Raw genomic sequence first — 18937 nt, 5'->3', positions numbered from 1 at the left:
GACGCCGGCGCAATGCCGTTGTTTGGCCAAGGTTTCTGCAAAAAATCCCCGACGGGTGGAGAATTCGCGCGACGGGCCCTTCTAAATCGATTGGAATTGAACAAAACGGCGCGTTGACATGCGACCTGAGTTTGCTGAAAAGGGGCTTCGAGAGATGCAAATGTGGTTCGCAAGGGGATCTGCGATGGGTTTTGCCGGCCGGTTGCGCAAGCGCCTGGTCGTGCCGTTGCTGATCATCGGCGCGGGATTTTTCGCGATAGCCGCGACCTCGCCGGCCCGGGCCGACTTCCGCGTTTGCAACGCAACGCAAAATCTGGTGGGCGTCGGCATCGGCTATCGCGCCAAGGCCGGCTGGATCACCGAGGGCTGGTGGCACATCGAAGGATCGACCTGCAAGACGCTGATCGAAGGTCCGCTGTCATCAAGGTTTTACTATCTTTATGCAGAAGACGCCGAACGCGGCGGGCGCTGGGACGGCCCGATCAACATGTGCGTCGCCGAAAAAGAGTTCAAGATCGCCGGCGTGAATGATTGCGTCGCCCGGGGCTTCCAGCGCGCCGGATTTCAGGAATATGACACGGGCGAGCAGGCCAGCTGGATGGTCCAGCTGACCGACGAGCCCGCAACGGGAGGCGCGCCAACAGCGGCCCCCGCTCCGGGAACAAACAGTCAATGAGACGTAACCGCAAGGTCAAGATCCTCGCCACCATCGGTCCAGCTTCCTCATCCGAGGAGATGCTGAAAAAGCTTTTCGAAGCGGGCGCCGATGTCTTCCGCATCAATATGAGCCATACCGACCACGAGCTGATGCGCACGCTGGTCGGCCGCATCCGCGCCGTCGAGGAGGCCGTCGGCCGACCGATCGGCATCCTCGCCGACCTGCAGGGCCCGAAGCTCAGGGTCGGCAAGTTCGCCAACGTCAAGGAAGCGCTGACTCCAGGGCAGACATTCACGCTCGACGACAATCCCGAACCCGGCACGTCGAAGCGGGTGTACCTGCCGCATCCGGAAATCCTGAGCTCGGTCGAGACCGGTCACCGACTTTTGATCGACGACGGCAAGCTGGAGTTGAAGGCGGTCAAGAGTGACGGCAAGTCGATCACCTGCACGGTTGTCGCCGGCTCGGGAATTTCCGACAAGAAGGGCGTCAGCTTGCCCGACACCGACCTGCCGGTCGGCGCGCTGACCGAGAAGGACCGCGCCGATCTCGATGCGGTGCTCGCCACCGGCGTCGACTGGGTGGCGTTGTCCTTCGTGCAGCGGCCGGAGGATTTGGCGGAGGCCCGCAACATCGCGCGCGGCCGCGCGCTGATCATGGCTAAGATCGAGAAGCCGCAGGCCGTCGCGCGGCTCCCCGAAATCATCGAGCTCTCCGACGCGCTGATGGTTGCCCGCGGCGATCTCGGCGTCGAGATGCCGATCGAAGCGGTGCCCGGCATCCAGAAGCAGATCACGCGCGCGGCGCGCCGCGCCGGCAAGCCGGTGGTGATCGCCACGCAGATGCTGGAATCGATGATCACCGCGCCCGTGCCGACCCGTGCCGAGGTCTCCGACGTGTCGATCGCCGTCTTCGAAGGCGCGGACGCGATCATGCTTTCGGCCGAATCCGCGGCCGGCGCCTATCCGGTCGAAGCGGTCGCCATGATGAACCGCATCGCCACCAAGGTCGAAGCCGACCCGACTTACGCCGGCATCATCAACGCGCAGCGCTCGGAGCCCGAGGCCACCGGGGCCGACGCCATTTCGCTGGCCGCGCGCGAGATCGCCGAGACGCTGAAACTGTCGGCGATCATCTCCTACACCGCATCGGGCACCACTGGGCTCCGCGCCGCGCGCGAACGCCCGCAGGTGCCGATCGTGGCGCTGTCGCCGATCCTCAATACGGCGCGTCGCCTGTCGCTGCTGTGGGGCACGCATTGCGTCGTCTCGCCAGATGCCACCGACCTCGACGACATGGTCGACAGGGCCTGCCGGATCGCGCTGGAAGAAGGCTTCGGCAAGCCGGGCGACCGGGTGATCATCACGGCCGGCGTGCCGCTCAGGACGCCCGGTTCGACCAATATGCTGCGGATAGCGTATCTGGGATCGGACGCGCATTAGGTATGCCGATATACAGGTCAGGCCGGCCTGCAAGTAGCGGCTACCTGCGCTTCCGGTGCTCACGTACTTAAAGTACGCTCCGCTCCGGTTCTCGGAAGCCACTACTTTCGACTCGGCCTGACCTGAATCTCGACTCACCTAACCGTCTCCGCCGTGGCATTCAGGAGCTAATTTCCCAAAAATCAGGTCGGCGCGAGCTCGGCGTCGGGCACTTTGATGTCGGGGCATTTGCCGTCGTTATAGGCATCGCCGGCGATCCGGCCTTCCACCGTTCTTGCCATTGCCTGCAAGTCTACTGGCGCACCGGCAACCTTCTCGATCGCGCCGACCACGAGGTCGGACGCGATCCAGTCCGGCTTGTGGCCGAGATTGTGGACCCAGACCAGCTCGGCGCCGGGAATGTCGCGTTCCAGGCCGATGGAGTGGATCGTCGCGTAAACCACCTTGTCGCGATCGCCCGAGATGACGACCGTCGGCGCCTTGATCTCGGTATAATGCGGCGAGGCGGAGCGTGCATAGTCGTAGAGCTGGGCGACATCGCGGGCGTTGGCGCGGAAGGCGGACGGCCGCAGCACCAGCGGGATCGAGGTGTTGTCGATATAGAAGTCCGGCAGTTTGTTGGGCGAGAAGACGCAAGCCGTCGCATTGCCGATCCGCAGCATACCGGCCGGATAAGCGAGCGTTTCGGAAAACAGCCAGCCAATCGCCGGCATGGCGGTGAGCTTGTAGTACCAGGCGGTCGCGCCGCCCGGCCAGGGGTGCGTGGCGGGAGCCAGGAAGACGAGGCCGAGCGTTTTGTCCGGATGCTGGCGGGCGAAGGCCGTGGTGATCGCGCCGCCGAAGGAATGGGCGACGATGACCGCTTTTGCGATGCCGAGGCGGTCCAGCAGCGCGGCAATGGTGTCCGCCTGCGCGACAAGCGTTTCATTATCGCCACGCTCCGACCAGCCGAAGCCCGGTCGGTCGAGAAACAGCATTTCAGCGCGACCCTCGAGCAGGGGCTTCAGCGGCAGCATCTGGTCTTTCAGATTGGCGCTGGCGCCATGGATGAAGACGACCGGCGGCAGATCGGCGCCGGCCGGCGCCGGGAAATGGACGTAGTGGATGCGCGCGCCATTGATCTCGGCGAACCCGCCAACGGGTGGATTGCGGCGCTCGATCGACCAGACGCCGGCGCGGGTGATTCCGGCGAGGGCAAGGAAGAGCGCGACGAGGAAGAGGAGGGCGGCGCAGATGAGGTTCATGCGGGGAGATACGGAAGGAGGGCAGTAGGCAGTAGGCAGTAGGCAGTAGGGCAGTAGGGCAGTAGGCAGTAGGCAGTAGGCAGTAGGCAGTAGGCTGCTGTCTTTCCCTACTGCCTACTGCCCAATTCCTATTGCCTAGATACCCTCGCCGGCCAGCTCTTCCGAGAGCGTCGAGACCTGGTTCTGGGCGCTGCGCATCATGGGGTAGATGGTGAGCACCCTCTGCCAGGCCTCGAGCGCCGACTGCTTGTGGCCGGTCTCGGCCATGATCTGCGCCAGCCCTGAGAGCGCGCCGAAATGGCGCGGCTCGAGCTGCAAGGTGCGGTCGATGTCGGCCATCGACTTCCCGTAATTCTTCATCATGAAATGAACGGTGGCGCGCCGGTTCCAGCCTTCGGCATAATCGGGCTGCAGGGTCACCACCTGGTCGAGGAGGTCGAGCGCGACGTCGAACTTCTGGTCTTCCGTCGCCTTTTGCGCCCACTGCATCATCAGGTCTATCGAGGCGCTGCCGGACTGGTTCCACTCGTTCCAGATACGGCCGGCGATGCGCTCGGCCGCCTTTTCGTTGCGCTCTCGCTTCAGCTCGGTGAAGAGCTGGTCGAGGCGACCCTGCTTGGTCGGAGCGGCCGGCGGTGGCGTGGCGGCGGGTGGCGCGGCATCTGGAGGCAGCGCGCCTGGCACCGTTTCTGCCCCTGCAGGCAAAGCTGTGCCGGACAGCAAAAGGGCGGCGAGAAATGCAAAACGAATCCGCATCGCCGGAATCTAATCCCGGGCGGCGGATCGTCAAAGTGATTTTAGCGTGAGGGGGCCGGCGAACCAGCACTCGACATCAGCGGCGCGGCGTGGTCGCGCCGCGCGCAGCAAGTCTCAGCCCTGGCGCGCCTTGTAGCGCGGAGCGGTCTTGTTGATGATGTAGATGCGTCCCTTGCGGCGAACCAGCTGGTTGTCGCGGTGACGCGCCTTGAGCGCCTTGAGCGAATTCTTGATCTTCATGGTCTTGCCTGTTCGGTCAGGGCCCGTCCCGGGCCGAATTTTAAAGGCGCGCCCGGAAAAAGCGCGCCTTTGAACTTGCGTGGCTCATAAACGAGGAGCCTTGCCCGTGTCAACCACGTGACGATGTCCGAATGCCACAAGTGGCGCGGCATATCAAATATTCGCCATCCGGCGACGCGCCATTGCGCGACTCAAGGCCGACTGGAATGGTGATCCAGGCCCAAGCGACTGGAGATTCCCCATGCGCCGTCTCTTTCTGCCCGCCTGTCTGGTCCTGCTTGCGACCGCCCCGGCCGCCTTTGCCGAGGATTGCGACCGCAACGACGACAGCCAGTCGATGCTGAACATTTGCGCCGATGCCGACTACCAGGCCGCCGATGCCAAGCTCAACGCCGCGTATAAGGGTCTTGTCGGCGACAATGACCAGAAGGCCAACAAATTGCTGCAGACGGCGCAACGCGCCTGGATCGCCTTTCGCGACGCCGAATGCGCCTATTCGACCGCCGACAGCGAGGGCGGCTCCATCCAGCCGATGGAAGTTTCGGAGTGCCTGACGGAGCTGACCAACCAGCGCATAAAGCAGCTCACGTCCGACGCCAACTGCAAGCTGAGCGATCCGAGCTGCGCCGGCTCGGATGGGAGCGACGGCAACCAGGACATGCAATAGGGCGCGAGCTTAGCCCGGGCGTCGAATCCGCGTGAAATGGCCCATCTTGCGGCCGGGGCGTGACTCGGCCTTGCCATAGAGATGCAGCATCAGGTCGGGCTCGGCGAGCAGCGCCGGCACCTTCAGCATATCGTCGCCGATCAGGTTTTCCATCACGCAGTCGAAATGCCGGGCGGGCGAGGCAAGCGGCAGGCCGGCGACGGCGCGAATATGCTGCTCGAACTGCGAGACGACGCAGGCGGCCTCCGTCCAGTGGCCGGAATTGTGCACTCGCGGCGCCAGCTCGTTGGCCAGAAGCGAGCCGTCGGCAAGCACGAAGAACTCGACGCCGATGACGCCGACATAGTCGAGCGCGGACAGGATTTTCGCGGCTGCGTCCTTGGCGGCGGCGGCCGTTTGCGGGCGGATGGCGGCCGGCAAGGTCGAGCTGCGCAATATGCCTTCGCGGTGGACGTTTTCGGCCGGATCGAAGGCGGCGATGGTTCCGTCGAGGCCTCGCGCGGCGATCACCGAAATCTCGCGCTCGAAAGCCACGAGTGATTCCAGGATCAGCGGCACATTGCCCATTGCCTCGCAGACCCCGGCAAAGCCCGCCGTTTCCATGTTGCGGAAGACGCGCTGGCCCTTGCCGTCATAGCCCATGCGGCGGGTCTTGAGCACGCCGCTGCCGTCGAACGCCTTCAGGGCCTCGGTCCGTTGGTCGTCATTGTCGACCAGGCGGAATGCCGCCGTCGGAATGCCGATGCCGTTGAGGAAGCTCTTCTCGGTGGCGCGATCCTGCGCGACTTCGAGCGCGCGTGCCGGTGGATAGACCGGGACCTTTGCCGCCAGCGTTTCGGCGGCGGCGACCGGGACGTTCTCGAATTCATAGGTGACGACGGCGCTGGCGGCGGCCAGTTCGGCGAGCCCTGCCGGATCGTCATAGGCGGCGACGATCTGCCGGTTGGCGACCTGCGCGGCCGGGCAGTCGGGCTGGGGCTCCAACACGACGATATGGTAGCCGAGGCGCGCTGCGGCCATCGCCAGCATGCGGCCGAGCTGGCCGCCGCCGATGATGCCGATGGCCGATCCAGGAGCCAGGCTCACGGCGCGTCCGTCGGCTCAGTGGCGACCTTGGCGGTTTGCGCCGAGCGCCAAGCATCGAGCCGGGCGGCGAGCTTGTCGTCGCTGAGCGCCAGCACGGCGGCCGCGAGAAGTGCCGCATTGGCGGCGCCCGCCTTGCCGATCGCCAGCGTGCCGACCGGGATGCCGGCCGGCATCTGCACGATGGAAAGCAGCGAGTCCTGGCCCGAAAGCGCCTTGGACTCAACCGGAACGCCGAAGACCGGCAGCGGCGTCATCGCCGCCGTCATGCCCGGCAGATGCGCCGCTCCGCCGGCGCCGGCGATGATCACCTTGTAGCCGGCGGCCTTGGCGCCCTTGGCGAACTCATAGAGACGGTCCGGGGTGCGGTGCGCCGAGACGATCAGCCGCTTGTGCGGGATGCCCAGCGCCTCTAGCGTCTCCGCCGCCTGGCGCATCGTCGCCCAGTCGGACTGGCTGCCCATGATGATGGCGACGTCGGCACGCTGATCGGTCAAGGTGTGGCTCCGCGGCGGCAAAGGCGCGCCTTAGCGGAATTCGCCGACAGCCGCAAGGATGTGGTGAATACGCTCTCTCGCTGCCCGCACGTTCCGCGGCCTCCTGGGCGCGCGCCCAGCATTCGTCCCTAAGCGATGATGTCGGGAATGATGCGGTCTTCCAGCGCCGACAGCCGGTCTTTCAACATCAGCTTCTTCTTCTTCATGCGCTGGATCTGAAGCGGGTCGCAGCCCGTGGCGATCATCGCGTTGATGGCGGCGTCGAAATCGGCGTGTTCTTGTTTGAGCCGGGAATATTCGAGGCGTATTTCAGCCTGTTCCTGTTCGGACATTATCTACCGTCTGCGTGTGCATCGCCCAATCGGGCTGTTTGGGCGGGGCCGTGACTTGCGGGTTTGTGACCGGCGCGCAGCCCTTATCACATTTCACTTTGTCGTGGAATGCTACCACGTGGCATTCGACATCGAGATCGGTTGGTGGCAAACTGTCATGGTGCCGTCACAGTCGCAACCTGCGGTGGAGGCGCCCGCGACGGCTGCAATCGAGGAAACCATGAAAGGGAGAACCAATCATGTCTCTTGCATCCCATCTTGATGAGTTGCAGCGGAAACACGGTGACATCGAGCGTGAGCTCACCGATGCGATGAACCATCCTTCGGTGGACGACCTCGAAATCGTGAATCTCAAGCGACGCAAGCTGGCAATCAAGGACGAGATTGAAAAGCTGAAGGGGGGCCCGACGACACACTGAACATGCCCTAGGCAACATCACCGCACCCGTTGCGGTGCCAACCTACCGGTGGCAAGATATGCCGCCGGCTTGTTGGTTTTTACTCAATCACCAGACCGTTTTAGTGTAGATCTTGCAGCCCGAGGGTTTTTATATGAGCCCTGCGGCCGTTGATCGCGGTCACCGATTTGCAGGCCTTGGCTGCCGCTTGCCATTGACAAGCCATCTTTGCTCCGCCACCTCATGCCCGGAACTCCCAGATGAAGGCGGCCGGCATGACCGGATATTTTTCTTCTCCCTTCCCGCGGCGCCAGTCGGTCGGCGTATCGGTCGGCGGCGTGATGGTCGGCGGCGGCGCGCCGGTTGTCGTGCAGTCGATGACCAACACCGACACCGCCGATATCGACCAGACCGTCGCCCAGGTTGCGGCGCTGCACCGTGCCGGCTCGGAAATCGTGCGCATCACGGTCGACCGCGACGAGAGCGCGGCGGCGGTTCCGCGCATCCATGAGCGGCTGCTGAGGCTCGGCATCGACGTGCCGCTGGTCGGCGACTTCCATTATATCGGCCACAAGCTGCTCGCCGATCATCCGGCTTGCGCCGAGGCGCTGGCCAAATACCGCATCAATCCCGGCAATGTCGGCTTCAAGGACAAGAGGGACCGCCAGTTCGCCGCGATCGTCGAGATGGCGATCAAACACGACAAGCCGGTGCGCATCGGCGTCAACTGGGGCTCGCTCGACCAGGAGCTTTTGACCCGGCTGATGGACGACAACCAGGCGAAGGGCTCGCCGCTCACCGCGCAGGAAGTCACGCGCGAGGCGATCGTGCAGTCGGCGATCCTGTCGGCCGAGATGGCCGAAGAGATCGGGCTCGGTCGCGACAAGATCATCCTGTCGGCCAAGGTCAGCGGCGTGCAGGATTTGATCGCCGTCTACACCGAACTCGCCACCCGCTCCGACCATGCGCTGCATCTGGGTCTCACCGAAGCCGGCATGGGCACCAAGGGAATCGTCGCCTCTTCGGCCGCCATGGGCATCCTGCTGCAGCAGGGCATCGGCGACACGATCCGCATCTCGCTGACGCCGGAGCCGAATGGCGACCGCACCCGCGAGGTACAGGTCTCGCAGGAATTGCTGCAGACCATGGGCTTCCGGCAATTCGTGCCGATCGTCGCAGCCTGCCCCGGCTGCGGGCGCACGACGTCAACCGTGTTCCAGGAACTTGCCCAGAGCATCCAGGCCGATATCCGCAAGAACATGCCGGTGTGGCGCGAAAAATATCCCGGCGTCGAGAATCTCAAAGTCGCGGTGATGGGCTGCATCGTCAACGGTCCCGGCGAATCCAAGCATGCCGATATCGGCATCTCGCTGCCCGGCACCGGGGAGACGCCGACGGCGCCCGTCTTCATCGACGGCAAGAAGGCGGCGACGCTGCGCGGCCCGTCCATCGCGCAGGATTTCGAGAAGATGGTCGGCGACTATATCGAGCGGCGCTACGGACACGGCAAAGCAGCGGCCGAGTAGGCCGATGCCGCTTTTGCCGCGCGCGACGCTGATCTTGATCTGCGCGCTGATCCTTTCCGGTCAGGCATTCGCCGACCCACCGCAGTCGCGGTCCGCCGCCAAACGACTGATCAACCGTGTCTGCGATCTGATCGAAGCCCAGGCCCAGCAGAACGGCCTGCCCAAGGATTTCTTCGCCCGGCTGATCTGGAAGGAAAGCCGCTTCGATCCGAACGCGGTGAGCCCGGTCGGCGCCGAAGGCATAGCGCAATTCATGCCGGGCACCGCCAAGATGCGCGGGCTCGCCGATCCCTTCGACATCGGGCAGGCCATCCCGGCCTCGGCGAAATATCTCGCCGAGATGAAGGTCAGCTACGGCAATCTCGGGCTCGCGGCGGCGGCTTACAATGCCGGCGAGAACCGTGTGTCACGCTGGCTGAGTTCGGGCGGCTTCCTGCCGATGGAGACGGAAAGCTATGTCTTCGATGTCATGGGCGAGCCCGTCGACAAGTTCTCGGACAAATCCTATGCCGGCACCGTCCAGCCGCTCGACCCGAAGATGAGCTTCGCGGTTGCCTGCCGCAGGCTGCCGGTGATCATGTCGCGGACCGTCGCCATGGCCTCGATCAACGTGAAGCCGTGGGGCGTGCAGGTGGCGGGCAATTTCCGCCGCTCGGCGGCGATAGGCCAGTGGCTGAGGGTCAGGGGCCGCTTCCCCGCTTTGCTCGCCAGCCATGACCCGGTGGTGAGCCGGGTGCGCACGCCGATCGGCCGGCGCGGCATCTATGCGGTCAGGATCGGCGCCGACTCGCGCGGCGAGGCCAACGGTATCTGCAACAAGCTGCAAAGCGTCGGCGGCGCCTGCGTGGTGTTGCGTAACCGGTGACTGGTACCACGAAGTTGGACGTGCTGGCGCGAAGGAACTCGGCGGTAGCCGATGGCTGCCTGTACCCACCTGCTGCTCAAGCCGTCTTCGCCGCCACAGTCTCGCTGAGCCATGTGCCGATCTTGGCGCCGAGGCGGTCGGGCGAGACCGGCTTCGGCAGATAGTCGTTCATGCCGGCCTCGATGCATTTTTCACGGTCGCCCTTGAGCGCATGCGCGGTGACGCCGATGATCGGCGTGTGATCGCCGTTCTGCTGTTCGATCGCACGGATGGCGCGGGTCGCCTCATAGCCGTTCATCTCCGGCATGGAGACGTCCATCAGCACCAGGCGCGGGCGCAGCGAGCGGTACATCTCGACCGCGGTGCGGCCATTGCCGGCGATGCGGTAGCTGAGACCGAAACCGTTGAGGATCTGGCCGAAGACCAGCTGGTTCACGTCATTGTCTTCGGCGATCAGGATGTCGATCGGGCCGCTCGGCGCTGCCGTCGATTCCGGCGCGGCCGGGACCGGAACGGCCGGGCCGCGGATGACGGTGAAGGCCGGCGGAGCCGCCTGGGCCGCAGCCGGCTCGCGCACGAAATGCGCCTTGGCGCCTTGCGTGCGCGCCTTCTGGATAGCGGAGATCACGGTGCCCAGCAGCACCGCCGAACGCGCCGGCTTGGTGAGATGCGCGACGATGCCGAAATCGATCACCATCCTGCCGAAATCGACCTGGTCGACCGAGGTCAGCAGCACGACCGGGATGGAGGAGAGGCGGGTGTCGGCGGCGATGGCTCTGGCGACATCGGCGCCGTTCATGCCGGGCATCTGGTAATCGAGGATAATGCAGTCGACCGAGGCGCCGAGCTGGCAGGCACGGTCGAGGAAAGCGAGGCCGACGGCGCCGCTTTCGGCGGCCGCGCAGTCGAAGCTCCAGCTTCTGAGCTGTTCCAGCAGGATCTCGCGGTTGACCGGATTGTCGTCGATGACCAGCACCCTTGCGCCGGTGACGTCGACGGGTACCAAATCGTCGCGCGACTGCTGGTCGTGCGCCGGCAGCGGCACGGCGAACCAGAACACGGAACCGCGGCCGATCTCGCTTTCGACGCCGATCTTGCCGCCCATCAGGTCGACAAGCCGCGCGCCGATCGCCAGGCCCAGGCCGGTGCCTTCATGGCGGCGGGTCGACGAGCCGTCGACCTGGGCGAATTTCTCGAACACGCTTTGCAGCTTTTCGGCCGGAATGCCGATGCCGGTGTCCTCGACGCGGACCTTGAGCTGGACCACGCCGTCAACGACATCGCCGCCGACATCGACCAGGACATGGCCCTTCTCGGTGAACTTCACGGCGTTGCCAAGCAGGTTGGTGACGATCTGGCGGAAGCGCCCGGCATCGCCGACGACGAAGGCCGGCAGGCGCGGGTCGACGCGCACGATGAGCTCGAGGTTCTTTTCGGCGACGCGCGCCGACACCAGCGTCGCCACATCCTCGACCGCTTCCGCCAGGCGGAAGGGGGCGGGGTCGAGCGTCAGCTGGCCGGCATTGATCTTCGAGAAATCGAGGATGTCGTTGATGATGGTCAGCAGCGCGTTGCCGGATTTGACGATGACGTCGGTGAAGGTCTTCTGGCGCGGCGTCAGCTCCGTCTTGGCGAGCAGTTCGGCCATGCCGAGCACGCCGTTCATCGGCGTACGGATCTCATGGCTCATATTGGCGAGGAATTCGGACTTGGCGCGATCGGCGGCCTCGGCCTTGAACAAAGATGCGGCGGTCTCGGCGAAAGCGCGGCGGATCGCATTCTCCATCGGCCGGAAGATCAGAGCCGCGGCGACGGCAAGGACGGCGAACAAAAGGCCGCTCGCCCATAACAGCAGCCGGTCGCTGGAAGCGTCGGCCAGATGCCGCTCGTCGTCGAGCGCGGTGCGTACGCGCACCAGCATCGGCTGGGCGAAGAGATCGTTCTGGTTGCGGATCTCGCGGTAGCTCCATTCGTCGACCTTCTGGGCCACCGACATCAGGTTGAAGTTGCGCACCATGTCGCGCGCCGACCAGAACAGGTCTCCGTTCACCGCTGCGGATTCGAGCGCGTCGGCGGTGTCCTTCGACAGGCGCGGCCGGATCGTCGCCAACTGGCCGTTCAGCGTCTCGATCTCGCCCATCAGGCGTTCGGAATGGCCGCGCGCGGCGGCGGTCAGCGCATCGCGTGTCTCGCTGCGCCAGGCGGTGCCGGTCGTCTCGGCGAAATTGGTGGCGTTGCGCAGGTCGCGGGCGAAGATGACGAAATTGCCGCTGAGGGCATCGACCTCGTGACGGTACGAATTCACACGGTTGAGCGCGAACATGACGGCGGCCGAGGCCAGCGCGAAGATCAGCAGTCCCGAAATGTAGCGGATCCGGATCGACCGGAGGAAGGAAGAATATTCCGGCATGCGCAACCCCAACACATACGCACAATTTTAATGGTCGGGATTACGCTTGATTTACATTAAGATTTCGTTGGTGGGGCAAGATCGCCTGCGTTGACGGATCAAGTCGGGCGGGTCGCTCTGCAAGCGGCCCGCCTTGCTCAAATCAGACCCTATCCTTGGCGCGGTAGGTGTCGGGAAGAACGAAGACTTCGTCGGCGCGGCCGTAGCCGCCGTCGCGGACTTCCTCGATCAGCACCATGGTATAAGGGCGCACGCCTTCGCCGAAATAGTCGACGAACATCTGCGTGGTCTTGTGAATGAGCTCTTCCTTCTGCGCCTTTGTCAGGGCGGCTTCGGGCGTCTTGAAGTTGGCAAAGGGCATTTTTAGGGTCCTTTCGGGTTGGTTGGTCTAAAGCGATGGGTGGAGAAGATCGGCAAGACCGATGCGCTCAAGAAGCTGCGCCCGGACGCGGTCGGCGACGCCGTTGACGATGGTCGCCCCGTCATCCGAAGGATCGACATGGACGCGGAACGGCCGGCGGCCATGCGGCATCGCGAGGAGATCGACGATGGCCTCAGCGACTTTCGAGGGATCGGCATCGACCGGCTCCAGCCCGGCAAGGCCCTTCAACGCCTGGTCGTCGACGCCAGCATAAGGTCCCGACCAATAGGCGTCCGCGCGCCCGGTGTCGGCCGGCTTGCCGGAATGGGCGAAATGCTCCGTGCCTTTGGTGAACGCGCCCGGCACGACGACGGTCGTCTCGATGCCGAAACGGGCAAGCTCCAGCGCGTAGCTCTGCGCCAGCGCGTCCATGCCCGCCTTGGCGGCGAAGTAGGGCGCCAGGAATGGCGGCGTGCCGCCGCGCGTGCTGCTCGACCCGACCCAGATCATCAGAGCCCGGCCGAGCCCGCGCATGTGTGGAAGCACAGCCCGGTTGACGCGCTGGGTGCCCAGCACATTGACGTCATAGAGCGCCGCCAACTGCTCCGGCGTGAAGGCTTCAGTCGGTCCGAACACCATATGGCCGGCATTGTGGATGACGACGTCGATGCGGCCGGCTTCCGCGAGGATGGTTTCGACCGCCGCCTCGATCGACGCTTCGGACAGCACGTCGAGCGCGATGGCGCGGATCGCCAGTTTCTCCTCGCGCGCCAGCCTTTCGACTTCGGCCACGGCTGTGCCGCCGCGCGCCCGCGGATCGCGCATCGAGGCATAGACCCGGTGACCCGCCCTGGCGAGCGCCTCGGCCGTCATGGCGCCGAAGCCGCTCGATGCGCCGGTGATGAGTATCGTCTGCTGCATGATCGTGTATCTCCCTGGCGCAATTGCGGACACAAACCGCTGAGCGCTTATGCTGGAATTGCTTCAGATGGCGCCGCCATTGGCGCGGATGACCTGGCCGTTGACCCATTGGCTGTCGGGACCGGCGAGGAAGGCGACGAGCCCGGCGATGTCGTCGGGCTGGCCGAGGCGGCCGAGCGGGATGAGTTTCGTTATCGCTTCGATCTGCGCGGCGCTCTTGCCGTCGGTGAAGAGTTCCGTGTCGACCGGACCGGGCGCGACTGCGTTGACCGTGATGCGGCGCGGGCCGAGTTCCTTGGCCAGGATATGCGTCATGGCTTCGACGCCAGCCTTGGTCGCGGCATAGACGCCGTAAGCGGGCTGGTAGAAGCCGACGACGCTTGAAGAAAAGTTGATGATGCGTCCGCCATCCTTCAGGCGCCTTGCAGCTTCGCGCATGCCGCGGAACGGGCCGCCGAGATTGATGGCGACCTGGCGCTCGAACGCCGCGTCGTCGGTGTCCGCGACCGGCGAGAGCCTCATCATGCCGGCGTTGTTGACGAGGATGTCGATCCCACCGAAGGCCTTTTCCGCCGCATCGAACAAAGCGACCATGCCGGCCGGGTCGCCGATATCGGCCTGGACGGCCAGGGCAGTGCCGCCGGCGGCCTCGATGGCGGAAACCACCTCATCGGCGGCATCCTTGCCGCGCGCATAATTGACGATGACGGCGATGCCGTCCCGGGCGAGTCGCTTGGCGATTGCCGCGCCGATGCCTCTCGAGGCGCCGGTCACGATCGCTGTTCTTGTTTTCTGCATGATCGATCTCCGTTCGTTGTTGTGGGGCGGATATAGACCGCCGCGCCAACCGGATAATCAGCCCTCCATTGACAGCAGTATTCGGATTAGGCGAACAATCGAGGCATGGATCGACTCGACGGGATGCGGCTCTTCGTTCGCGTGGTGGAGCGGCGCAGTTTCACAGCCGCGGCGGCCGATCTCGGCCTGCCGCGCTCGACCGCAACCGAAGCGGTGAAGCAGTTGGAAGACCATCTTGGCGCGAGGCTGCTGGACCGGACCACCCGCCACGTCGCCACGACACTCGATGGCCAGGCCTATTACGAGCGCTGCCTGTCGATCCTGGGCGAGGTGGAGGACGCCGAGGCCGGCTTCCGCAGCGCCGAACCGCGCGGCCTGCTGCGCATCGATGCGCATCCGCTGCTCACGCAGAGGTTCCTGCTGCCACAATTGCCCGCGTTCCTCGACCGCTATCCCGAAATCGATCTGCAAATCGGCCAGGGCGACCGGCTGGTCGACCTGGTGCGCGAAGGCGTCGATTGCGTCATTCGCGCCGGCGAGCTGCAGGACAGCGGCATGATCATGCGGCGGCTGGCGATGATCGGTGAAATCACCTGCGCCAGCCCGAGCTATCTGAAGCGGCACGGCGTGCCGGCATCACCGGAAGCGCTGGAGGGCCATCAGGCCGTCGGTTTCGTCTCCTCACGCACAGGCGAGGTGCTGCCGCTGGAATTCACGATCGGCGCAAACGTGCGTCAGGTCACGCTGCCGGGCCGGGTTCGGGTCAACAATTCCGACACCGCGGCCGACCTGGCGCGGCTGGGTTTTGGGCTTCTGCAGGCGCCACGCTATCGGCTGGAAAAAGATATCGCGGACGGCACGCTGGTCGAGGTTTTGGGGGATTTTCCGCCGACGCCGACGCCGCTGTCGGCGCTCTACCCGCAGAACCGGCAGCTCGCGCCGCGGCTGCGGGTCTTCCTGGAATGGGCATCGCGCATTTTCGCCGAGGCAAGGCTGTGAGGATCATCGGCCGGGGCCGGCAGCCGACGGCGCGACTGTCCTGTCGATGCAACTCCCCTTGCGGATGGGAAGACAAGGCAATCCTTCAGGCCGCCAGCGAATAGCCCAGATCGCGCAGCGGCAGCCGGCGCACACGCTCGCCGGTAGCGGCGAAGATCGCGTTGCCGAGCGCCGGCGCCAGCGCCGGGAAAGCGGGCTCGCCCATGCCGGTCGGCGGATTGTCCGACTGGATGAAATAGGCATCGATCGTCATCGGTGCGAATGGCATGCGCAGGATCGGATAGGCGTTGTAGTTCTGTTCCCGGATACGGCCATTCTCGATGTTGATCTTGAGCCCCATCGCGGTCGAGAGAGCGTCGGTGGACGCGCCTTGCGCCTGGGCTTCGGAGCCCGCCATGTCGATGATCGGGCCGACGTCGAGCACAACCACGATACGGTTTATTCTGATCCGCTTGTCGGTATCGACGCCAAGCTCGACGGCCTGCGCGACATGGCCGGCATGCGAATAGCACCAGGCAAGTCCGAGCCCGCTGCGCTTGGCGAACGTCTTTCCCCAGCCAGCTTTCTGCGCGCACATCCTGATGACGTCGGTCGCCCGCCTGGGGCTGAAATTGACGCTCTGGTCCTTGGGCGCCAGTTCGGGCACGTCGCGGTTGACCGCGTCGAGCAGGAACTCGACATGGTCGCGCCCCGAGGCGAGCGACAATTCGTGCATGAAGCTCTGCGCGGCGAAGACCTGCGCATTGTCGCCCGGCGCGCGCCAGGCGCCGGTCGGGATTTTTAGGGGAAACATCGTCTTTGCGCGGCTCAGGTTGGGCGCCTTGATGGAATATCTGAGATTGTCGGTCAGGTTGGCGCCCGAGGCCTCTTTCTTGCCGTCGGCGGTGAAGGTGATGAAGTGTTCGCGCCAGGCGTCGAGCCTGCCGCCGCTGTCGATCGCGCCCTTGAACTGGTGGTAGCCGGCGGGCCGGTAGAAGTCGTGGGCGAAATCGTCCTCGCGGGTCCATTGCAGCTTGACCGGCGCGTTGACCTTCAGCGCGATCGCCGCCGCCTCGCAAGCATAGTCGTTGACCAGCCGCCGTCCGAAACCGCCGCCGACGCGGGTCTGGTGCATGACGACCTTTTCAGGCGGAATGCCGGCAACCTTGCCGATCAGCGGCAGGCCACGATCCGGCTGCTGGGTCGGCACCCACAGTTCCATGATGCCGTCATGCCAGTGCGCCGTGGTGTTCATCGGCTCCAGTGGCACATGGGCGGCGAAGGGATATTCGTAATAGGCCTCGACGGTCTTGGCGGCATTGGCGAAGGACTTGTCCACGTCGCCGACATTGTCGTCGGTCTTCGGCGGGAAATTGTTCGCGAGCCTTTGCGCATCGGCCGAGAAGCGCGAGGAGGAGTCGTTCGACGCTTCGCTGAGGTCCCAGTCGACCTCGAGCTTGTCCTTGGCCTGGAAGGCGCTCCAGGTGTCCCTGGCGACGATGGCGACGCCTGGCATCACCTCGACCGCCAGGCCCGTGCCCTCGACCGCGAAGGCGTCGAGCACGCCGGGTTGACGCTTGATCTCGTCGACGTTGAAGGATTTCACCTTGCCGCCTGCCGCCGGGCATTTGGCATAGGTGGCATAGACCATCCCGGGACGCTGGACATCGATGCCGAACAGCGGCTTGCCGGTGACCACCTTGGGGTCATCGACGCCGCGAAAGCGCTTGCCTATCAGCCGGTACTCGGCGCGGGTCTTCAGCTTCAGGCCCTTCGGATCGGGCACCGGCATTTTCGCCGCCGCTGCCGCCAACGAGCCATAGGTTGCGGACCGGCCGCTGGCGGCGTGCGTCAGCATCGAGGCCTGCGCCGTGATCTGCGAGGCGTCCACGCTCCATGCCTGAGCCGCGGCGGCAACCAGCATCGCCTTGGCACCCGCACCGGCCTGGCGCAACTGGTTCCAGGCGCGCGGGATCGAGGTCGAACCGCCCGCGCCCTGGCTGCCATAAACCTTGGGATTGATGTCCGCCTGCTCCATGACGACATGGTTCCAATCGGCGTCGAGTTCGTCGGCGATGATCACGCCGAACGACGTCTTGATGCCCTGGCCGATTTCCGGGCATTTCGAATAGATGGTGACCGTGTTGTCCGGCGCGATGCGGATGAAAGCATTCATCGCCTGGTCCTTGGCGGCCGCTGCGTCGCCGTCGACCGCTCCGGCCGCGAATGCCACGTCGCCGATATGGAAGCCCAGCACCAGTCCCGCGACACTTGCCCCGGTCAGCTTGAAGAAGGTGCGCCGCCCCATCGTCATTGCCGCCTTGGCGGCGCTGACCGAATGGATCTCGTCGAGCAGGGCAGAGAGATAGGCGTCGGACTGGGCGAAATGCGTTTCAGCCATTGGGAGCCTCTTTCGATTGCTGCGCCGCCTGCTCTTTGAGCACGGCCACGTCCTTGGCCGTCAGATGCGCGCCCTTGGCGCCGAAGCGGGCGGTGACGTAATTGGCGACGGCAGCGATGTCGTCGTCGGAATAGCCCTCGCCGAAGGCCGGCATGAAGATCCTGCCGTCGGCGGTCTTGCGGCTGACGCCGTTGATCACGGTCTGCGCGACATTGGTGGCGCTGGGATCGTTCACCGCGCGCACGCCGGTCAGCGTGGCAAAGCCGGTCACCGGGCTGACGCCGGTCCAGTCGTGGCATGAGGCGCAGGCGCCGGCGAAGATCTTTTCGCCGCGCGCATTGGCGTCGGCCACCACGCCTTCCTTATAGGAGGCCGGTGCTGCCGTGGTGACGGTGCGGGGCAGGTCGCTGGCATGGGCCGGAATGCTGCGCAGATAGGCGACTAACGCATGCGTATCGTCCGGCACCAGATAGCTCAGGCTGTCGTCGGCGGCCTCGCCCATCGGGCCTGCGGCGCCGCCATGACCATTGGCATGGCCGGTGGAGAGATAGGCATAGAGGTCGTCGTCGCTCCAGTCGCCGATGCCGGAATTCTTGTCGCCGGTGATGTTGTAAGCGCGCCAGCCGGCGGTCAGCGCGCCCGAGAACTTGCCGTGATTGTCGAGCCCGTAGGCGAGGTTGCGCGGCGTGTGGCATTCGCCGCAATGGCCCATCGCCTCGGCGAGATAGGCGCCCCGGTTCCATTGCGGGCTCTGGCCGGTGTTGGGGCGGAAGCGCCGGTCGGGATTGAACGCCACGTTCCAGAGCGCGATCAGGCCGCGCTGGTTGAAGGGCCACGACAGCTGGTTCGGCTTCGCCGGTGCGTTCACCGGCGCCAGCGTGAACAGATACGCCTTGATGGCGAGAGCGTCGGCATCCGTCATCAGGGCGTAGGGGGCATAGGGCATGGCAGGGTAGAGTTTTTCGCCGTCGGCGCGAACGCCCCGATGCACCGCCGCCAAAAACTGGGAGTCGCTGTAATTGCCGATGCCGGTTTGCTTGTCCGGCGTGATGTTGGTGGAATAGATGGTGCCGAACGGCATGTTGAAGGCGAAGCCGCCGGTGAAGGGCGCGCCGCCCGGTGCGGTGTGACAGGCCTGGCAGTCGGCGGCATGGGTGAGATACGCGCCGCGCTTTACCAGATCGGCGCTGGCAAGTTCGGCCGGAACGCCGGTGACGGTGGCGTCATGATAATCCGCCAGGGCCACGGTCGAGCCGCCGGCAAACGCAAGCGGGTTGCGGCCAAGGACAAGCCAGCCGGCGAAGCCAAGCCCGGCGACGACAATGATCGCGATGAGGATGCCAGCGGCTCGCTTCATGGG

The 18937-nt window shown here is 65.0% G+C and carries 19 protein-coding genes; 7 read left to right on the top strand and 12 right to left on the bottom strand.

Annotated features, from left to right (window positions below; all coding sequences use genetic code 11):
- Nucleotides 1-154: 154 nt before the first annotated feature.
- Nucleotides 155-676 carry a DUF1036 domain-containing protein gene (locus tag FJ418_RS27995; protein WP_348639958.1) on the top strand — a complete coding sequence of 174 codons (522 nt, stop codon included), beginning with the start codon at nt 155-157 and terminating at the stop codon, nt 674-676.
- Nucleotides 673-2100, top strand: coding sequence for a pyruvate kinase (gene pyk / locus FJ418_RS27990; protein WP_140871206.1), 1428 nt, complete (start codon nt 673-675; stop codon nt 2098-2100). The genes FJ418_RS27995 and pyk overlap by 4 nt, the downstream gene beginning before the upstream one ends.
- Before the next feature lie 182 nt (nt 2101-2282).
- Here the strand turns inward: pyk and FJ418_RS27985 are convergent, their stop codons facing one another.
- The 3 genes from FJ418_RS27985 to ykgO all read right to left on the bottom strand — a co-directional run bounded on the left by FJ418_RS27985 (nt 2283) and on the right by ykgO (nt 4340).
- Nucleotides 2283-3344 carry an alpha/beta hydrolase gene (locus FJ418_RS27985; RefSeq protein ID WP_140871204.1) on the bottom strand — a complete coding sequence of 354 codons (1062 nt, stop codon included), beginning with the start codon at nt 3342-3344 and terminating at the stop codon, nt 2283-2285.
- A 135-nt stretch (nt 3345-3479) separates the two neighbouring features.
- Entirely contained in the window at nt 3480-4100 is a 621-nt protein-coding gene (locus FJ418_RS27980; protein WP_140871201.1) for a hypothetical protein, read from the bottom strand.
- Nucleotides 4101-4214: 114 nt separating this feature from the next.
- On the bottom strand, nt 4215-4340 hold the full coding sequence (gene ykgO / locus FJ418_RS27975) for a type B 50S ribosomal protein L36 (RefSeq protein WP_006203764.1): 126 nt from the start codon (nt 4338-4340) through the stop codon (nt 4215-4217).
- A gap of 241 nt (nt 4341-4581) precedes the next feature.
- On the opposite strand from ykgO, the gene FJ418_RS27970 reads away from it, so the two are divergent.
- On the top strand, nt 4582-5007 hold the full coding sequence (locus FJ418_RS27970) for a lysozyme inhibitor LprI family protein (protein ID WP_140871198.1): 426 nt from the start codon (nt 4582-4584) through the stop codon (nt 5005-5007).
- Between the two features lie 9 nt (nt 5008-5016).
- Here FJ418_RS27970 and FJ418_RS27965 read toward each other — a convergent pair whose 3' ends face one another.
- The 3 genes from FJ418_RS27965 to FJ418_RS27955 form a co-directional block, all read right to left on the bottom strand.
- Nucleotides 5017-6093 carry a 5-(carboxyamino)imidazole ribonucleotide synthase gene (locus tag FJ418_RS27965; RefSeq protein WP_140871195.1) on the bottom strand — a complete coding sequence of 359 codons (1077 nt, stop codon included), beginning with the start codon at nt 6091-6093 and terminating at the stop codon, nt 5017-5019.
- Entirely contained in the window at nt 6090-6587 is a 498-nt protein-coding gene (purE, locus tag FJ418_RS27960) for a 5-(carboxyamino)imidazole ribonucleotide mutase (protein ID WP_140645800.1), read from the bottom strand. The genes FJ418_RS27965 and purE overlap by 4 nt, the downstream gene beginning before the upstream one ends.
- 128 nt (nt 6588-6715) lie before the next feature.
- On the bottom strand, nt 6716-6919 hold the full coding sequence (locus FJ418_RS27955) for a DUF465 domain-containing protein (protein WP_040985243.1): 204 nt from the start codon (nt 6917-6919) through the stop codon (nt 6716-6718).
- Nucleotides 6920-7158: 239 nt separating this feature from the next.
- Here FJ418_RS27955 and FJ418_RS27950 point away from each other — a divergent pair, with 239 nt between their 5' ends.
- The 3 genes from FJ418_RS27950 to FJ418_RS27940 all read left to right on the top strand — a co-directional run bounded on the left by FJ418_RS27950 (nt 7159) and on the right by FJ418_RS27940 (nt 9708).
- The gene (locus FJ418_RS27950; RefSeq protein WP_140645799.1) at nt 7159-7338 is read left to right on the top strand and encodes a YdcH family protein; all 180 of its coding nucleotides are present in this window, start codon (nt 7159-7161) and stop codon (nt 7336-7338) included.
- A gap of 254 nt (nt 7339-7592) precedes the next feature.
- Nucleotides 7593-8843 (top strand): flavodoxin-dependent (E)-4-hydroxy-3-methylbut-2-enyl-diphosphate synthase, encoded by a 1251-nt coding sequence (gene ispG, locus FJ418_RS27945; RefSeq protein WP_140871192.1) that lies wholly within the window; start codon nt 7593-7595, stop codon nt 8841-8843.
- Between the two features lie 4 nt (nt 8844-8847).
- A complete protein-coding gene (locus tag FJ418_RS27940) occupies nt 8848-9708 on the top strand; it encodes a lytic transglycosylase domain-containing protein (protein ID WP_140645797.1) in 861 nt (286 codons plus the stop codon).
- 76 nt (nt 9709-9784) lie between these two features.
- Here the strand turns inward: FJ418_RS27940 and FJ418_RS27935 are convergent, their stop codons facing one another.
- The 4 genes from FJ418_RS27935 to FJ418_RS27920 form a co-directional block, all read right to left on the bottom strand.
- Nucleotides 9785-12118 (bottom strand): response regulator, encoded by a 2334-nt coding sequence (locus FJ418_RS27935; protein ID WP_140871189.1) that lies wholly within the window; start codon nt 12116-12118, stop codon nt 9785-9787.
- Between the two features lie 142 nt (nt 12119-12260).
- Nucleotides 12261-12479, bottom strand: coding sequence for a 4-oxalocrotonate tautomerase family protein (locus tag FJ418_RS27930; RefSeq protein WP_140645795.1), 219 nt, complete (start codon nt 12477-12479; stop codon nt 12261-12263).
- A 27-nt stretch (nt 12480-12506) separates the two neighbouring features.
- Nucleotides 12507-13403 (bottom strand): SDR family oxidoreductase, encoded by an 897-nt coding sequence (locus FJ418_RS27925; RefSeq protein ID WP_140871263.1) that lies wholly within the window; start codon nt 13401-13403, stop codon nt 12507-12509.
- Nucleotides 13404-13463: 60 nt separating this feature from the next.
- Nucleotides 13464-14198: an SDR family oxidoreductase gene (locus FJ418_RS27920; protein ID WP_181167114.1), complete on the bottom strand. Its 735-nt coding sequence runs from the start codon at nt 14196-14198 to the stop codon at nt 13464-13466.
- Between the two features lie 105 nt (nt 14199-14303).
- Between FJ418_RS27920 and FJ418_RS27915 the strand changes: the two genes are divergently transcribed.
- Nucleotides 14304-15197 carry a LysR family transcriptional regulator gene (locus tag FJ418_RS27915; protein WP_140645793.1) on the top strand — a complete coding sequence of 298 codons (894 nt, stop codon included), beginning with the start codon at nt 14304-14306 and terminating at the stop codon, nt 15195-15197.
- 85 nt (nt 15198-15282) lie between these two features.
- Here FJ418_RS27915 and FJ418_RS27910 read toward each other — a convergent pair whose 3' ends face one another.
- Together FJ418_RS27910 and FJ418_RS27905 are read right to left on the bottom strand one after the other, a co-directional pair.
- Entirely contained in the window at nt 15283-17577 is a 2295-nt protein-coding gene (locus FJ418_RS27910) for a molybdopterin cofactor-binding domain-containing protein (RefSeq protein WP_140871183.1), read from the bottom strand.
- The gene (locus FJ418_RS27905) at nt 17570-18934 is read right to left on the bottom strand and encodes a cytochrome c (RefSeq protein ID WP_140871180.1); all 1365 of its coding nucleotides are present in this window, start codon (nt 18932-18934) and stop codon (nt 17570-17572) included. The genes FJ418_RS27910 and FJ418_RS27905 overlap by 8 nt, the downstream gene beginning before the upstream one ends.
- Nucleotides 18935-18937: the final 3 nt, after the last annotated feature.

Source organism: Mesorhizobium sp. B2-8-3 (genome assembly GCF_006440815.1).
Classification (GTDB): Bacteria; Pseudomonadota; Alphaproteobacteria; order Rhizobiales; family Rhizobiaceae; genus Mesorhizobium.
This window is presented reverse-complemented; position numbering and strand designations above follow the sequence as displayed.

Coding starts and splice junctions, on each gene's coding strand:
- FJ418_RS27905 (WP_140871180.1), bottom strand. CDS start 18,934: ATGAAGCGAGCCGCTGGCATCCTCATCGCGATCATTGTCGTCGCCGGG.
- FJ418_RS27995 (WP_348639958.1), top strand. CDS start 155: ATGCAAATGTGGTTCGCAAGGGGATCTGCGATGGGTTTTGCCGGCCGG.
- ykgO (WP_006203764.1), bottom strand. CDS start 4,340: ATGAAGATCAAGAATTCGCTCAAGGCGCTCAAGGCGCGTCACCGCGAC.
- pyk (WP_140871206.1), top strand. CDS start 673: ATGAGACGTAACCGCAAGGTCAAGATCCTCGCCACCATCGGTCCAGCT.
- FJ418_RS27920 (WP_181167114.1), bottom strand. CDS start 14,198: ATGCAGAAAACAAGAACAGCGATCGTGACCGGCGCCTCGAGAGGCATC.
- FJ418_RS27910 (WP_140871183.1), bottom strand. CDS start 17,577: ATGGCTGAAACGCATTTCGCCCAGTCCGACGCCTATCTCTCTGCCCTG.
- FJ418_RS27935 (WP_140871189.1), bottom strand. CDS start 12,118: ATGCCGGAATATTCTTCCTTCCTCCGGTCGATCCGGATCCGCTACATT.
- FJ418_RS27950 (WP_140645799.1), top strand. CDS start 7,159: ATGTCTCTTGCATCCCATCTTGATGAGTTGCAGCGGAAACACGGTGAC.
- FJ418_RS27955 (WP_040985243.1), bottom strand. CDS start 6,919: ATGTCCGAACAGGAACAGGCTGAAATACGCCTCGAATATTCCCGGCTC.
- FJ418_RS27940 (WP_140645797.1), top strand. CDS start 8,848: ATGCCGCTTTTGCCGCGCGCGACGCTGATCTTGATCTGCGCGCTGATC.
- ispG (WP_140871192.1), top strand. CDS start 7,593: ATGACCGGATATTTTTCTTCTCCCTTCCCGCGGCGCCAGTCGGTCGGC.
- FJ418_RS27980 (WP_140871201.1), bottom strand. CDS start 4,100: ATGCGGATTCGTTTTGCATTTCTCGCCGCCCTTTTGCTGTCCGGCACA.
- FJ418_RS27970 (WP_140871198.1), top strand. CDS start 4,582: ATGCGCCGTCTCTTTCTGCCCGCCTGTCTGGTCCTGCTTGCGACCGCC.
- FJ418_RS27915 (WP_140645793.1), top strand. CDS start 14,304: ATGGATCGACTCGACGGGATGCGGCTCTTCGTTCGCGTGGTGGAGCGG.
- FJ418_RS27985 (WP_140871204.1), bottom strand. CDS start 3,344: ATGAACCTCATCTGCGCCGCCCTCCTCTTCCTCGTCGCGCTCTTCCTT.
- FJ418_RS27930 (WP_140645795.1), bottom strand. CDS start 12,479: ATGCCCTTTGCCAACTTCAAGACGCCCGAAGCCGCCCTGACAAAGGCG.